Origin of the sequence: Pseudomonas agarici, assembly GCF_001543125.1 — a bacterium.
In the GTDB taxonomy this organism is placed as follows: Bacteria; Pseudomonadota; Gammaproteobacteria; order Pseudomonadales; family Pseudomonadaceae; genus Aquipseudomonas; species Aquipseudomonas agarici.
In genome coordinates this window covers 3,041,450-3,054,886 of the sequence record NZ_CP014135.1, presented here as the reverse complement: position 1 = coordinate 3,054,886, position 13,437 = coordinate 3,041,450, and the positions used below count along the sequence as shown (strand labels likewise).

Below are 13,437 nucleotides of genomic sequence, written 5' to 3'. Positions count from 1 at the left end.
GTTATCGCTTAACGGATGGGGTGGTCGAATTTGCCTTGAACTGTGCTTCCCAGAAAGCTCTCATTTGCTCAACCCTCGTCTGCGTTGCTTGCGTGGTGTTGTTTGTGGGGTCGCTTTGGCTTCTCTCCAGGCCTTTTTGGGCATCTATTTTCCGTGACGGTCGGATTGGCACGGATCTGGTGCCGGCTTCCGAGTCGCTACGTTTGACTAGTGATGGCGGTGGCACCTCTTGGCCGATGGGTGTTTTTTCTTCGCCTGTGAACATTTCATTGAACTCTTTTTCTATAACGTCTTTGGACATTTGATCAAGTGCCAGCTCTGAAGCAAACAGTTGATCAAACTCGCTGTCTACAGAGTCTCCAGGTATTCGATCGCTATTGGGCCGATCAGGCACTGGCTGCGCCGGTTTGGTTTGGGAAGGGGGACTCGAAGCGCTTGGGACTCCTCCATATTTAAATGTTCGTGGTGGTTTTTGGGGAGGAGACAGCGCTCCGGATTTATTATCTTTTTGCTCGCTGGATGCCTTATTAATCGACTCTGTTGGTGATTGTGGATTCACCTGCGCGGTGGGGTTATTAGTCGTATCGGAGCTTGATTGTGAATATGAGTTTTCAGGGTTTTCAGAAAAAGTTGAAATATATTGGAGCAATTCATTTTCATTGATAACTAAATCTTCCTGGTCGCTTCCCAAATTGTTTGAAATGACCGAATGCAAAAATTGCTTTCCTGGATTTTTCTGGGGCCATTCGCTCAGTTCATCACCAGTACTACCATATTGCGCGCTCTGTGATTTTTCTTGCATGGTAACTTCAGGCCCTTTCATCTCGTGAGGCGCATTTGAATTTTCGCCACTCATTGGATGCCGTGCAGCAGCAAATTTTTCCTCCTGAAGTTGGACTCTGTCCTCAAGAGCTTTGATATAGCCATCTTGAGTATCCAGTTTTTCATCTATTTTAGAGATGATATTGTCTTTGTCCGTTATTTTTCCAAACTCAAGGTCGAGACCATTAATCTTTTTTTCGAACTTTGCGGCGCCAGCATCGCGTAATCCGACAGCTTCAAGTATTTTGAAGCTATTACTCAAATAAAGACCTTTTGTTTCGGAGTAACGAAGAGTACCCTTATTGGGCAGGTTCTTTACGCTATCGATTTTTTCTTTTAAATTCAGTAAACTATTTTTGAGTTCTTGCGCATTGTTCTGCTGAGTCCGCAATAAATCTATGACAGGGTTGGTTTTGGCTGCGATCGGTGTTTCTTTGTGGCTACTTTCGGGAACATCTACCCTGGTGTTGACTTCTGTCTTGTGGGGGGCGTTATTAATAGTCTGAACGTGCAGGCTGGCTTTGGAGTTTTTTTCCGACCGTTCGCTCCTAAATATGTCAGGAAGAATGCTTGGGAAACTTAAAAAGGGGGCAAAGGGATGCATCATGAGGGCCCATTCTTGAAATTGAAACGACCCAGTACATTGGTACTGGCGCGATCCGCCGTTATAAAAAGTCGGTACGCGCGTTAAATGGTTGGCCCTTTAAGGAGGGTGTGCTTCCAATAAACGCCCATCGTCTATCAATCGGTTACTATCTCTGGTTCGCGTGTAGGTAAAAAACTAATATACCTATGAAAAAGGCTTCAGCGCTGTAGCGCCGAAGCCTCCAGGCGTCAAATTTTAGGCTGAGGCCCGGATTGTTTTCCTTCCAGCATTTTGAAAAAATTTATTCTGTCTTTAATTGATTGGCCATTTTGGTTTGTTTCCAATGGAGGTCTTGAGGCTGGTTTGGTCGTGTTGGTAAGTGCGCTCTGGCTTCGCTGTAAATGTGCCTGGATAAGATCTTCGCGTTTTTTGGGAGTTGGCAAAGCAGCGGTTTCCGAGGTGCTTCGAGTGAAGGGCAAGATGTGCCTCGGCAAGGGCACCGGCTTTGTCCGTGAGGGGGTAACTGCTATCTGGCCATCATTGAGATTGGGTCTCGGTTCGGCCCGCGAGCCTGTACGGGTGTCGCCAGGCTGATTTGTCAGACGAGCAATCAGTTTTTCGTTCTCGTTCAAGCACGTTTTGAGTGTCTCTTGAATAACCGTGCATTTTACTTTTTTGCCAAAGGGGGCGAGGGTAAGGTCTTTTATGTCTTGCGGGGCTTTTGAGGCACCGCCATCATGCCTGTGGATCGCTTCCCGGAAACTCCAATTTGAGCTGAAATACGCACCTCTTTCGGGAGAGAAACGCAGATAACCGCCACCTTGTTTGTTTTGTACAAAGTTGACCTGTTTTTTCAAATTTTCCAGGCATGTTCGGAGTTCCTCCGCACGTTCCAACTCCGTTATCGGAGCGGTGTGTTGGGAGGACTCGGATCCATCGAGAGTGTAAATACGCGGAGAACCGCCGTCGTTCGATATTGGGCCCATCTTCTATAAAACTCCTTTGCCCTATTCCATTTTTTTCATCGTTCACGCCACGAGCTGGCGTGAACGCAAGCAGGCGATGCTCAGTCAGCTCAATCCCTCAAAGCTTTCAGTAAACGCTCGCTGTGTCATGAATTGATTGGCCTCAATGCTGTGCGCCGTCGCCTTTGTGCTGACAGGCCAGGCGTTACACCAGGATCGCCCTGGTGCTTCTTCGGTCTGCTTCGCTCAACACGATGCTGGCCGTCGGGCTTCGGGTATCGATTGATATGACCTTGAATTGGCTACCGGGCTTGAACAAGCTTTCCTGTTCATAAGCGCTGTCGGCTGTGAACGGGTTGCCAATGACTGTGAACATGACCGGGCGATCCTTGTGGCTGCTGTACTTGCCCTCGGCGAAGGGGCGGGCGTCTTTTTTCTCAGGCGTCACCGCCATGAAAAATGATGATTCGATGGGCAGCGCACTATTATAGGCATCCTGGTATTTCTGGATTTCATTGTCGGGTAAAGAAGCACCACGAAAATAGGCCTTTGTGCCGGAAGGCTCGGTTAAGGCGGTGTCCATGACCTGGAGGAGTATTTCATCGTTCAACTCAAGAACTTTCTCGACCTGCTTGATGGCCTTCTGGGAAAAACTATTGATGTGGCTGTTATTGTCGCTGTTTTGATAGAAACAAGTGACCTCAGCAAGACCTGGTTTTTTGCTGGCCGCTTCTGGACGGAGGGTTGAAACTTTGGCGCGACACAACCCGTTGATATAGGCTGCCCCGCAGTTGCTCCCCCAGAGTTTCAGCACGCCGCGTTTAAGGTCTTCTGGTCTGTTACGTTGTTCCTGCAGTTCTTCTGATAGTGCTCCGAGTGCTTTTTTTTGTTCGTTAAGTGCTTGCTCTTCTTTGGTGGATTCGGCTTTCTTTATTTCAAGGCTTGCGATTTCCTTGGTATGGATTTTTAGTGCAAGATCTATATGGTGACGCATATCGGCCACTGCTATTTTTTTACCCGCGCCGCTGTTAAGGGTGATGCCGCTATCTTTAAGGTTGTCGACTGCTTGCGCGTAACCCTTGTCACCAAGATGCAGACGGACCGCCAGGCCTTTATGATGGCTGAAGTGGTCGCCTTTCCCCCTGGAGCTATGGAGGTAGACAGTTTGCTTGGCGGGATTTTTATTTTTTACTGTATCAAGGTTCTCGCGTAACTGGGTAAGGTAGGCGATTTTGAATTTTTCCAGCCTTAATTCCTTACTTATGTCTCCTAAAGAGTTATTTACTGCTTTAATTTGCGTGTTGAGGGTTTTAATTTTTTTATCATTACTGGTGATTTTATCATCCAGCGACACTGACAGACGATGGTTTGTAAGATTAATAGGCATATCATTCAGTCCGATTTCGAGGGCAGACGGCTGGCTGATAATGGGCGTCAGTAATAGCCCACTCGATTATGGGGGGAGGTCTGCGCGACAGATAGAGTGAAATACTCAGCTATTGCTGGCCGTCGATACTTTCAGTAAACGCTCGCCGAGCCATAGGTCGCTTCCGAGCTTCGAGTAGGTAAAGGGCCTTTGTACCCATAAAAAAGGGCTTCAGCGCTGTAGCGCTGAAGCCCTTCGGGTGTTGCCGGTGACTGGGTGGATCAGTTACGCGCCGTGCGTACCCCTTCCGCCAGCGCCGCGCATAAGCTCAGCACGCCATCGACGGCCTGTGCGTCGCTGGTGGCATTGGCAATATGGTCGATCAGCGCCGAGCCGACCACCACACCGTCCGCGAGCCGGGCGATGGACGCAGCCTGCTCCGGTGTACGGATGCCGAAGCCGATGCTGATCGGCAGGTCGGTATGGCGACGCAGGCGAGTCACTGCCTCTTCGACATGTGCCAGGGTTGCCGAGCCGGCACCGGTCACGCCCGCCACCGACACGTAGTAGACGAAGCCCGAGCTGCCGTTGAGCACGGTGGGCAAACGGACATCGTCGGTGGTCGGGGTGGTCAGGCGGATAAAGTCCAGGCCAGCGGCCTGGGCCGGGTCGCACAGTTCGCCGTTGTGTTCCGGCGGCAGGTCGACCACGATCAGGCCGTCGACGCCGGCAGCCTTGGCGTCGGCGATAAAACGCGGCACGCCATAGTGGTGGATCGGGTTGAAGTAGCCCATCAGCACCAGTGGGGTCTCGTTGTTGTCGGCGCGGAACGCACGAACCATCTGTAGGGTTTTCGCCAGATTCTGTTTGGCGGCCAGCGCACGGATATTCGCCAACTGGATCGCCGGGCCGTCTGCCATCGGGTCGGTGAAGGGCATGCCCAGCTCGATCACGTCGGCACCGGCCTTGGGCAAGCCCTTGAGGATCGCCAGGGAGGTGTCATAACCCGGATCGCCGGCAGTGACGAAAGTCACCAGGGCGGCGCGGTTCTGTTGTTTCAGCTCGGCAAAGCGGGTTTGCAGGCGGCTCATCAGTGTTTCTCCTGCTGGGATTGCTGCATATGGTGCATGACGGTTTGCATGTCCTTGTCGCCGCGACCGGACAGGTTGACCACCATTAGGTGATCCTTGGGCAGGGTCGGTGCGCGTTTGAAGACCTCGGCCAGGGCGTGGGCGCTTTCCAGCGCCGGGATGATGCCTTCGAGCCGGCAGCACTGGTGGAAGGCTGCCAGTGCTTCATCATCGGTGATGGAGGTGTACTGAATGCGACCGATATCGTGCAACCAGGCGTGTTCCGGGCCAATGCCGGGGTAGTCGAGGCCGGCGGAAATCGAGTGCGCGTCAATGATCTGGCCGTCGTCGTCCTGCAGCAGGAAGGTCCGGTTGCCGTGCAGCACGCCGGGCACGCCACCGTTCAGGCTGGCCGCGTGCTTGCCGGTCTCGATACCGTGGCCGGCGGCTTCGACACCGATGATTTCGACGCTGGTGTCATCGAGGAACGGATGGAACAGGCCCATGGCATTGGAGCCGCCACCGATGCATGCCACCAGGCTGTCGGGCAGGCGCCCTTCCTGAGCCAGGAGCTGGTCGCGGGTTTCCTTACCGATCACCGCCTGGAAGTCGCGGACCATGGCGGGGTACGGGTGTGGTCCGGCGACGGTGCCGATCAGGTAGAAGGTGCTGTCGACGTTGGTCACCCAGTCGCGCAAGGCTTCGTTCATCGCATCCTTCAGTGTGCCGGTGCCGGCTACCACCGGAATGACTTCGGCACCCAGCAACTTCATGCGAAACACGTTGGCCTGCTGGCGCTCGATGTCGGTGGTGCCCATGTAGATCACGCAGTCCAGGCCAAAGCGCGCCGCCACGGTGGCGGTCGCCACGCCGTGCATACCGGCGCCGGTTTCGGCGATGATGCGTTTCTTGCCCATGCGCCGCGCCAGCAGGATCTGGCCGATGCAGTTGTTGATCTTGTGGGCGCCGGTATGGTTCAGCTCTTCGCGCTTGAGGTAGATCTTCGCGCCGCCGCAGTGTTCGGTCAGGCGTTCGGCAAAATACAGTGGGCTGGGACGACCGACGTAGTCGCGCTGGAAGTAGGCCAGTTCCTCGATGAATGCCGGATCGGTCTTTGCGACTTGGTACTCACGGTTCAGGTCGAGGATCAGCGGCATCAGGGTTTCGGCCACGTAGCGGCCGCCGAATGCGCCGAACAGGCCGTTGGCATCGGGGCCGTTGCGCAGGTTGGACGGGGTCATGGGAGGCTCCAGGTGGGTGATTGAATGAGCGATAGCTTCACTCTAACCATGACAGGCGCGGATGAAAACCGATAAGATTGCTATGACTTGTCAGGAAAACTCACAGATATCATGAGCCGCGATCTACCTCCGCTCAATGCCCTGCGCGCCTTCGAGGCCACGGCCCGCCTGAATAGTGTCAGTCGGGCCGCCGAACAGCTACATGTGACCCACGGTGCGGTCAGTCGGCAGTTGAAAGTCCTTGAGGAGCACCTGGGCCTGAGCCTGCTGGTCAAGGATGGACGTGGCCTGAAACTCACAGATGCCGGCATCCGTCTGCGTGACGTTAGCGCCGACGCCTTCGAGCGCCTGCGGGCGGTGTGCGCCGAATTGACTCAGGATTCGGCATCCGCTCCGTTTGTTCTGGGTTGTTCCGGCAGCCTGCTGGCCCGCTGGTTTATCCCGCGCCTGGGCCGCCTGAATGCCGATTTGCCGGATTTGCGCCTGCACCTGTCGGCGGGTGAAGGTGATCTCGATCCGCGCAAACCAGGGCTCGATGCCCTGCTGCTGTTCGCCGAGCCGCCGTGGCCGGTGGATATGCAGGTTCATGAGTTGGCCGGCGAGCGCATCGGGCCGGTGATGAGTCCGCACTTCGCCCGCTATGAAGCCTTGCTCAAGGCGCCGGCCCAGGACCTGGTCGGCGAGCCGTTGTTGCATACCACTTCGCGCCCGCAGGCGTGGCCGAGCTGGGCGCGGCGCAACGGCATCGATGCCAACGAGCTGAAATATGGGCAGGGTTTCGAGCATCTGTACTACCTGCTTGAGGCGGCGGTGGCCGGATTGGGCGTGGCGATCGCGCCGCAGCCGTTAGTGGCGGACGATTTGCGCGCCGGTCGATTGGTCGCTCCCTGGGGCTTCAACGAAACACCTGGGCGACTGGCGTTGTGGTTGCCTGGGCGCGCCGCGGATGGGCGCGCCCGGCAGTTGGCAGAATGGCTCAAGACCGAGCTCGAACTCCTGGTGTGAGTCTCGGGCGACTCAATCCCCGCGTTTGCACAGCAGGTAGGCGGCCAGCAAGCCGAGGGCTCCGATGGCGACACCGGCGGTCGTCCACGGGTGCTCTTGAGCGTAGTCGCGGGTGGCGATCCCGGTTTCACGGGTCTTGGTCTTGACCTCCTCATACGCCTCGCCGAGCAGATGGCGAGAGTGCTTGAGGGCGCTCTCGGCATTGCTCTTGAGCGCTTTGAGGGTTTTGCGCGACTCTTCCGACGCATCGTCCTTGAGGCTTTCCAGAGACTTGAGCAGGCTCTCGATCTCAGCTTCCATGCTTTGCAATGAGGTTTTACGTAACGATGAATGGGCCATGTTGGCTCTCCTGCGATGATGAGTGGCGTGTGCAAATTGGGACTGCGCGGGTTTGTGAAAGTGCAGAAAATCTGCCGCCCGCCCGCTTTGGGTCATCCGGGAAATCACTGCTAGGCTGTATTGACAGTCCCGAGAGTAGGAGAACGCCATGAGTGATCATCACACCTACAAGAAAATCGAACTGATAGGTTCGTCGCCCAACAGCATCGAAGAAGCGATCAATAACGCCTTGGCTGAGGCTGGCAAGAGTATCAAGCACCTGGAATGGTTCGAAGTGCTGGACACTCGTGGCCATATCAAGGACAACAAGGCGGCGCACTTTCAGGTGACGTTGAAAGTCGGTTTCAGGATCGCCAATAGCTGAGCAGATGCTGGTGGCGGGTTCTGTCATTCAATTTCGTCGCCACGAGCCCCCGGTCGGCGTTGCTGTTCCTCGTCATAGCCGGCTATGACTCGTCGCAGCGCCTTGGCCACGGACTTGAGGCAGTCGGGCTTGAGCTAACCCACTAAGCGTACCGGCCACTCGCCTTTTGAACTTCTGCACTGGCCGACAGCCCTATTGCTTGTTATACCGAAGGCTCTATCAGGCCTTATGTGCGTCGCTCAAAAGCCGACGCACTTTTTTTGATTCGACCAGGGAATGTGAGTGATGAAAAAGCTGATGTTGGCAGTAGCCTTGCTGAGTATCGCAGGTACCACTCTTGCGGCGGGCAAGTCGTGTGACGAGCTGAAATCGGAAATCAAGGCGAAGCTGGATGCCAAGAAAATACCTCATTACTCGCTGTCCATTGCCGATAAAGGAACCGGGGAAAGCGCAGGCAAAGTGATAGGTTCTTGCGAAGGTGGAACCAAGGAAATCGTCTACAGAAGAGATGCCGGTGATTTGTAGTTCACTGGACACTTATCGCGAGCAACTGTGCTCGCGATAAGTGTTTGTAGCTTTCAGCCCTTCATCACCTGTGCCAACAACTCGTAGGAATGCAGCCGATCAGCGTGTTCGTACAGGTCGCAGGTGAAGATCAGTTCATCGGCCTGTGTCTGTTCTATCAGCACGTTAAGATTCGCACGGATCTTCGATGGGCCGCCGACCATCGCCAGGCCTAGAAAATCCCCTACCGCTTCGCGTTCATGGGGCAGCCATAAGCCGTCCATGGTCTGTACCGGTGGACGCTGTACCAGGCTTTGGCCTCGCATCAGCGCGAGGATGCGCTGGTAGACCGAGGTGGCCAGGTAATCGGCCTGCTCGTCGGTGTCGGCGGCCACCAGCGGTACCCCGAGCATCACGTAAGGCGTGTCGAGTACCTCGGACGGCTTGAAGTGGTTGCGGTACACCCGAATCGCTTCATGCATGAAGCGCGGTGCGAAATGTGAGGCGAAAGCGTAGGGCAAGCCTCGCTCGCCGGCCAGTTGTGCACTGAACAGACTCGACCCGAGCAGCCAGACCGGCACGTTAGTGTTGCTGCCCGGCATGGCGATCACCCGCTGGTCCGGGGTACGCGGGCCGAGGTATTTCATCAGTTCGGCGACATCCTCCGGGAAGTCGTCGGCGCTGCCCGAACGCTCGCGGCGCAGAGCGCGGGCGGTCATCTGATCGGAACCAGGCGCACGGCCCAGACCCAAGTCGATCCGGCCCGGATACAGGCTGGCCAGAGTGCCGAACTGTTCGGCGATCACCAGTGGCGCATGGTTGGGCAGCATGACACCACCGGAGCCGACGCGGATGGTCGAGGTGCCACCGGCCAGATAGCCCAACAGCACGGAGGTGGCCGAGCTGGCGATGCCGTCCATATTGTGGTGCTCGGCGACCCAGAAGCGGTTGTAACCAAATTTCTCTACGTGTCGGGCCAGGTCCAGCGAGTTGCGCAAAGATTGCTCCGGGCTGCCATCCTGGCGCACGGGCACCAGGTCGAGGGTGGAGAATTTGACATCGGACAGTCGCTTCATAAGCCTGCTACTCCTTTTGGGGGCACAGGTTTCCGGCACGTGGCGAAATACCTGGCGGTATAGTCTTGGCAATATGGGCATATACCCGAGTTTCAAGAGCTACCGAAACTTTTAGGTTGCAAAATTAGCCTGCAAAAAAAGCAGACGGCTCCTACAGGTTGAACTTTGCCGGCTCGACTATCCTCAGAACCCTAGTGACGACACAGATCACCCTGTCCGGCGCGAACCTTCGCACTGGCTTTTGAGGAGGTAGTTATGAGTATCACGAAGAACGCATCGGCTCATTGGGAAGGCGACCTGAAAACCGGCATCGGCTCCATCTCCACGGAAACCGGCGTGCTGCGCGAGGCACCTTATGGCTTCAAGGCGCGCTTCGAAGGTGGCCGGGGCACCAACCCCGAAGAGTTGATCGGCGCGGCGCATGCCGGTTGTTTTTCCATGGCCCTGTCGATGATCCTCGGTGAAGCCGGGCTCAAGGCGGATCGTATCGACACCAGCGCGCAAGTGACGCTGGAGCAGGTCGACGGTGGTTTTGCGATTACCGCGGTACACCTGATCCTCAAGGCGAAAATCCCTGGGGCCAGCCAAGGGCAGTTCGATGAACTGACCAGCAAGGCCAAGGATGGTTGCCCGGTATCCAAGGTTCTGAACGCGAAGATCACGCTGGACGCGACCTTGCTGGACTGAGGCCGGATGATCCTGGTCTGACGGGCTGGCCCGTGCGGCTTTTGGCGGTCTTACGATGCCGTTCGTGATGGCTCGGCAGGCTTCCTCCCGTATGAGTGATGTGAGGGAGGGTCAGAACTTGGCTTGCCCGGTTGTGGTCCAATCGGTTGTGGCAACCCAGTGCGTACGCCCTTGCGACGCGTTGCCGCGAAGGAGCTTGACCATGAAACGCATTGCCCTGGGAGTTTTCTGTTGCGCACTGGCTGCGTCGGCCCTGGCGGCCCCGAAGGATTGCGAGGAGCTGAGGAAAGAGATTGAGGTCAAGATCCAGGCCAAGGCCGTACCGTCCTATACCCTGGAGATCGTTTCTAAGAAAGAAGCCGAGAAGCACGATATCGCGATGATTGTCGGACGTTGCGAAAACGGCACCAAGGCAATCATCTACCAGAAGAACGATATCTGAGGTCTTCTACGGGATGCAGCGTACATTCTGGCTTTCGCCGACCTGTTCGCGCTTGTCGTTGTAGAGCCGTGCGCTGGCGTCGAAGCTCAGGGCGACGGCCTCCAGGTGATAACGCCGGCCAGCTTCGAAGTGCTCGTAGGGTACGCTGATATAGCAGATGCGCTCCAGCGGATCGGTGTTCATCGCCATGCCGCCGGCGTAGACATCGAAGTCGAAACGCACGGTCAGTTCATGGGCGCCTGGGGTGACCTGGAAAAAACGCCCGTCGTCCAGACGCTGGTTATCCAGGCTTTCGGCCATGACCAGCGTGCCGGTGCGGGTGCCCATGTCGATCCAGGCCATTTGCGGGTTGACCGCTGGCAATGGGTTGGCGCAGCCGCCAAGGCTGGCGAGGACCAGAAGGGAAGAAAGGAGCTTGCGCATGATGATTTTCGCTCGGTGATATGAAATTCGGCGTACCCGCAATCGATGCCTCGGGTTGCCCTGTCAACATCCAGTGGACACCTGATCCTCGACCATCATTCATGCATATTTTTCGCTCTACGCGATAGTCTTGCAACAAACCCCGACCGGATGATTTTTCATGGTGCTCAGGCTGTGTCCAGGCCCTAGGCGACTCACGCTTATTTTGCGTCCCTTGCTCGCTGGCCTGTCGCTTTGGTTTATCGGCGGTTGTAGCAGTGTGAGTTATTACAGCCAATTGGCCGGCGGGCAGTTGAGCCTGTTGCGCGCCCGAGAACCGGTCGCCGAGGTGATCGCCGACCCGAACCGCGACCCCGAGCTGCGCGAACACCTGATTCGCTCACAAGAGGCCCGGACGTTCGCCAGTCAGCGCCTGCATCTGCCGGATAACCACAGTTATCGCCTATATGCCGATATCAAGCGGCCCTATGTGGTCTGGAATGTCTTCGCCACGCCGGAGTTCTCTCTGACCCCACGCGAGCAGTGTTTTCCCATTGCCGGTTGCGTGGCCTATCGCGGTTACTACAGCCAGGGCGCGGCCCGGGGCGAGGCGGCGCTGCAACGCCAACGGGGCCTGGATGTGTACATCGGCGGGGTCGAAGCCTACTCGACGCTGGGTTGGTTCGATGATCCGATTCTCAACTCAATGATGAACTGGGGCGACGAGCACCTGGCGACGCTGATCTTCCATGAACTGGCACACCAGCGTTTCTATGTAAAGGACGACACCGAGTTCAACGAGTCCTACGCCAATTTCGTCGAGCAGGAAGGCACACGCCAATGGCGGGCAGCACGGGGATTACCCCCGGCCGAGGTCGACGAGGTGGCGCAGAAGGAGCAGTTCATCGAGTTGGTGCTACACACCCGCAAGCGCTTGCTGGCGCTCTACGCCCTGCCCTTGCCGGCTGAGCAGATGCGCGAGCGCAAGGCTGCGGAGTTCGCGCGCCTACGCCTGGAGTACCGTCGGGTACAGGCGACGCAGTGGGCTGGAGACAAGCGATATGACGCCTGGATCAACTCGCCACTGAACAACGCCAAGCTGCTGCCCTTTGGCCTCTATGACCAATGGGTGCCGGCTTTTACCGCGTTGTTCAGGCAAGTCAACAGTGATTGGCCGGCATTTTTTACCGCGGTGGAGAAGCTCGGGGGCTTACCGGTTGACGAGCGCAAGGCAGCGTTGCGTCAACTGATGCCGGGCTGACTGGCCGCTGTGGCCCGCCCGCTCGCCACAGGGGACGGCACCTTACATGAACGCCCGATGCAACTCAGCCAATGTCTGGAAGTGATACGCCGGTTGTTCGCCATTGAGCTCCTCGACGCTGCCGAAGCCGTAACCCACCGCCGCCGCATCCAGCCCGTTGCGTCGGGCGCCAATCAGGTCGTGCTTGCGGTCGCCGATCATCAGTGTATCGCCCGGCTCCAGCCCTTGCTCGGCGATCAGGTGGGCAATCAGTTCGACCTTGTCGGTCCGGGTGCCGTCGAGTTCGCTGCCGTAGATCACCTTGAAGTACTTGGCAAAATCGAAGTGGCGGGCAATCTCACGGGCGAATAGCCAAGGCTTGGAGGTGGCGATATACAAGGTGCGGTCTTGTCCACTGAGGGTTTCCAGCAAAGGTGTGACCCCCTCGAACAGGCGATTTTCATACAGCCCGGTGACCTTGAAGCGCTCACGGTAGAAATTCACCGCCTCCCAGGCCTTGGCCTCGTCGAAACCGTAGAACTGCATGAACGCCTGCAACAGCGGTGGGCCGATGAAGTGTTCGAGCTTGCTCAGGTCCGGTTCGTCGATGCCGAGTTTGCCGAGGGCGTACTGGATCGAGCGGGTGATGCCCTCGCGCGGGTCGGTCAGGGTGCCGTCGAGGTCGAACAAAATGGTCCGGTAATGCATGAAATACCCCAATCTGTATAAATAACGATCAATCGGCCCGGTGGTAACCTTCGGCGATATGCTGATCCTTGAGTTTCACGTAGTTCGAGGCACTGTAGGTAAAAAAGGCCTTCTCCTTGTCCGTCAGCGCGCGCACTTGCTTGACCGGGCTGCCGACATAGAGAAAACCGCCGGTCAGGCGCTTACCCGGCGGCACCAGGCTGCCGGCGCCGACGATTACCTCGTCTTCGATCACCGCCCCATCCATGACGATACTGCCCATGCCGATCAGGATCCGGCTTCCAACGCTGCAACCGTGCAACATGACCTTGTGGGCGATGGTCACGTCGTCACCGATCAGCAGTGGGAAACCCTGTGGGTTGAAAGGCCCGGCATGGGTAATGTGCAGTACGCAACCATCCTGCACGCTGGTGCGGGCGCCGATACGGATACGGTGCATGTCGCCACGGATCACCGTCAGTGGCCATACCGAGCTGTCGGCGCCGATTTCGACATCGCCGATGACCACCGCCGAGGCATCGACAAAAGCCCCGCTGCCAAGGGTCGGTGTGTGATTCTGATAGGTGCGAAGGGTCACGATAGGCTCTCTCTCTGTTGCCGATAGCTGCGGTGGGCATTGA

The 13,437-nt window shown here is 56.8% G+C and carries 16 protein-coding genes; 6 read left to right on the top strand and 10 right to left on the bottom strand.

The window, feature by feature from the left end; translation table 11 throughout:
• Position 1: 1 nt before the first annotated feature.
• From AWM79_RS13320 to trpB, 5 genes are all read right to left on the bottom strand, one after another.
• A complete protein-coding gene (locus AWM79_RS13320; protein WP_060783051.1) occupies positions 2-1,429 on the bottom strand; it encodes a hypothetical protein in 1,428 nt (475 codons plus the stop codon).
• 227 nt (positions 1,430-1,656) lie between these two features.
• Positions 1,657-2,265 (bottom strand): hypothetical protein, encoded by a 609-nt coding sequence (locus AWM79_RS24995; protein ID WP_143063243.1) that lies wholly within the window; start codon positions 2,263-2,265, stop codon positions 1,657-1,659.
• Between the two features lie 313 nt (positions 2,266-2,578).
• On the bottom strand, positions 2,579-3,760 hold the full coding sequence (locus tag AWM79_RS13315) for a hypothetical protein (RefSeq protein WP_060783050.1): 1,182 nt from the start codon (positions 3,758-3,760) through the stop codon (positions 2,579-2,581).
• 260 nt (positions 3,761-4,020) lie between these two features.
• Positions 4,021-4,830 (bottom strand): tryptophan synthase subunit alpha, encoded by an 810-nt coding sequence (gene trpA / locus AWM79_RS13310; protein WP_017132175.1) that lies wholly within the window; start codon positions 4,828-4,830, stop codon positions 4,021-4,023.
• Positions 4,830-6,050: a tryptophan synthase subunit beta gene (gene trpB, locus AWM79_RS13305; RefSeq protein ID WP_060783049.1), complete on the bottom strand. Its 1,221-nt coding sequence runs from the start codon at positions 6,048-6,050 to the stop codon at positions 4,830-4,832. The genes trpA and trpB overlap by 1 nt, the downstream gene beginning before the upstream one ends.
• 111 nt (positions 6,051-6,161) lie before the next feature.
• Between trpB and AWM79_RS13300 the strand changes: the two genes are divergently transcribed.
• Complete coding sequence (locus AWM79_RS13300) at positions 6,162-7,055, top strand: LysR family transcriptional regulator (protein ID WP_060783048.1); 894 nt, start codon at positions 6,162-6,164, stop codon at positions 7,053-7,055.
• 12 nt (positions 7,056-7,067) lie between these two features.
• Here AWM79_RS13300 and AWM79_RS13295 read toward each other — a convergent pair whose 3' ends face one another.
• Positions 7,068-7,394 (bottom strand): ElaB/YgaM/YqjD family protein, encoded by a 327-nt coding sequence (locus AWM79_RS13295; RefSeq protein WP_017132172.1) that lies wholly within the window; start codon positions 7,392-7,394, stop codon positions 7,068-7,070.
• A 148-nt stretch (positions 7,395-7,542) separates the two neighbouring features.
• Here AWM79_RS13295 and AWM79_RS13290 point away from each other — a divergent pair, with 148 nt between their 5' ends.
• Both AWM79_RS13290 and AWM79_RS13285 read left to right on the top strand, forming a co-directional pair.
• Positions 7,543-7,758: a dodecin gene (locus AWM79_RS13290; protein ID WP_017132171.1), complete on the top strand. Its 216-nt coding sequence runs from the start codon at positions 7,543-7,545 to the stop codon at positions 7,756-7,758.
• 285 nt (positions 7,759-8,043) lie between these two features.
• Positions 8,044-8,283: a DUF1161 domain-containing protein gene (locus AWM79_RS13285; RefSeq protein WP_017132170.1), complete on the top strand. Its 240-nt coding sequence runs from the start codon at positions 8,044-8,046 to the stop codon at positions 8,281-8,283.
• A gap of 53 nt (positions 8,284-8,336) precedes the next feature.
• On the opposite strand, the gene AWM79_RS13280 is transcribed toward AWM79_RS13285, so the two are convergent.
• The gene (locus tag AWM79_RS13280; protein WP_017132169.1) at positions 8,337-9,338 is read right to left on the bottom strand and encodes an LLM class flavin-dependent oxidoreductase; all 1,002 of its coding nucleotides are present in this window, start codon (positions 9,336-9,338) and stop codon (positions 8,337-8,339) included.
• Between the two features lie 255 nt (positions 9,339-9,593).
• On the opposite strand from AWM79_RS13280, the gene AWM79_RS13275 reads away from it, so the two are divergent.
• A complete protein-coding gene (locus AWM79_RS13275; RefSeq protein ID WP_060783047.1) occupies positions 9,594-10,025 on the top strand; it encodes an OsmC family protein in 432 nt (143 codons plus the stop codon).
• 202 nt (positions 10,026-10,227) lie between these two features.
• Positions 10,228-10,467: a DUF1161 domain-containing protein gene (locus AWM79_RS13270; protein WP_060783046.1), complete on the top strand. Its 240-nt coding sequence runs from the start codon at positions 10,228-10,230 to the stop codon at positions 10,465-10,467.
• A 6-nt stretch (positions 10,468-10,473) separates the two neighbouring features.
• Here the strand turns inward: AWM79_RS13270 and AWM79_RS13265 are convergent, their stop codons facing one another.
• Positions 10,474-10,890 carry a PA0061/PA0062 family lipoprotein gene (locus AWM79_RS13265; RefSeq protein WP_060783045.1) on the bottom strand — a complete coding sequence of 139 codons (417 nt, stop codon included), beginning with the start codon at positions 10,888-10,890 and terminating at the stop codon, positions 10,474-10,476.
• Positions 10,891-11,050: 160 nt separating this feature from the next.
• On the opposite strand from AWM79_RS13265, the gene AWM79_RS13260 reads away from it, so the two are divergent.
• Complete coding sequence (locus AWM79_RS13260; RefSeq protein WP_060783044.1) at positions 11,051-12,130, top strand: aminopeptidase; 1,080 nt, start codon at positions 11,051-11,053, stop codon at positions 12,128-12,130.
• A gap of 42 nt (positions 12,131-12,172) precedes the next feature.
• Here AWM79_RS13260 and AWM79_RS13255 read toward each other — a convergent pair whose 3' ends face one another.
• Both AWM79_RS13255 and AWM79_RS13250 read right to left on the bottom strand, forming a co-directional pair.
• Positions 12,173-12,817 (bottom strand): HAD family hydrolase, encoded by a 645-nt coding sequence (locus AWM79_RS13255; RefSeq protein ID WP_060783043.1) that lies wholly within the window; start codon positions 12,815-12,817, stop codon positions 12,173-12,175.
• Between the two features lie 28 nt (positions 12,818-12,845).
• Positions 12,846-13,394: a gamma carbonic anhydrase family protein gene (locus AWM79_RS13250; RefSeq protein ID WP_060783042.1), complete on the bottom strand. Its 549-nt coding sequence runs from the start codon at positions 13,392-13,394 to the stop codon at positions 12,846-12,848.
• Between the last annotated feature and the right edge of the window lie 43 nt (positions 13,395-13,437).

Excerpts from the sequence above, each read along its gene's own strand:
- AWM79_RS13320 (WP_060783051.1), bottom strand. The coding sequence starts at position 1,429 with ATGATGCATCCCTTTGCCCCCTTTTTAAGTTTCCCAAGCATTCTTCCT.
- AWM79_RS13315 (WP_060783050.1), bottom strand. The coding sequence starts at position 3,760 with ATGCCTATTAATCTTACAAACCATCGTCTGTCAGTGTCGCTGGATGAT.
- trpA (WP_017132175.1), bottom strand. The coding sequence starts at position 4,830 with ATGAGCCGCCTGCAAACCCGCTTTGCCGAGCTGAAACAACAGAACCGC.
- trpB (WP_060783049.1), bottom strand. The coding sequence starts at position 6,050 with ATGACCCCGTCCAACCTGCGCAACGGCCCCGATGCCAACGGCCTGTTC.
- AWM79_RS13300 (WP_060783048.1), top strand. The coding sequence starts at position 6,162 with ATGAGCCGCGATCTACCTCCGCTCAATGCCCTGCGCGCCTTCGAGGCC.
- AWM79_RS13295 (WP_017132172.1), bottom strand. The coding sequence starts at position 7,394 with ATGGCCCATTCATCGTTACGTAAAACCTCATTGCAAAGCATGGAAGCT.
- AWM79_RS13290 (WP_017132171.1), top strand. The coding sequence starts at position 7,543 with ATGAGTGATCATCACACCTACAAGAAAATCGAACTGATAGGTTCGTCG.
- AWM79_RS13285 (WP_017132170.1), top strand. The coding sequence starts at position 8,044 with ATGAAAAAGCTGATGTTGGCAGTAGCCTTGCTGAGTATCGCAGGTACC.
- AWM79_RS13280 (WP_017132169.1), bottom strand. The coding sequence starts at position 9,338 with ATGAAGCGACTGTCCGATGTCAAATTCTCCACCCTCGACCTGGTGCCC.
- AWM79_RS13275 (WP_060783047.1), top strand. The coding sequence starts at position 9,594 with ATGAGTATCACGAAGAACGCATCGGCTCATTGGGAAGGCGACCTGAAA.
- AWM79_RS13270 (WP_060783046.1), top strand. The coding sequence starts at position 10,228 with ATGAAACGCATTGCCCTGGGAGTTTTCTGTTGCGCACTGGCTGCGTCG.
- AWM79_RS13265 (WP_060783045.1), bottom strand. The coding sequence starts at position 10,890 with ATGCGCAAGCTCCTTTCTTCCCTTCTGGTCCTCGCCAGCCTTGGCGGC.
- AWM79_RS13260 (WP_060783044.1), top strand. The coding sequence starts at position 11,051 with ATGGTGCTCAGGCTGTGTCCAGGCCCTAGGCGACTCACGCTTATTTTG.
- AWM79_RS13255 (WP_060783043.1), bottom strand. The coding sequence starts at position 12,817 with ATGCATTACCGGACCATTTTGTTCGACCTCGACGGCACCCTGACCGAC.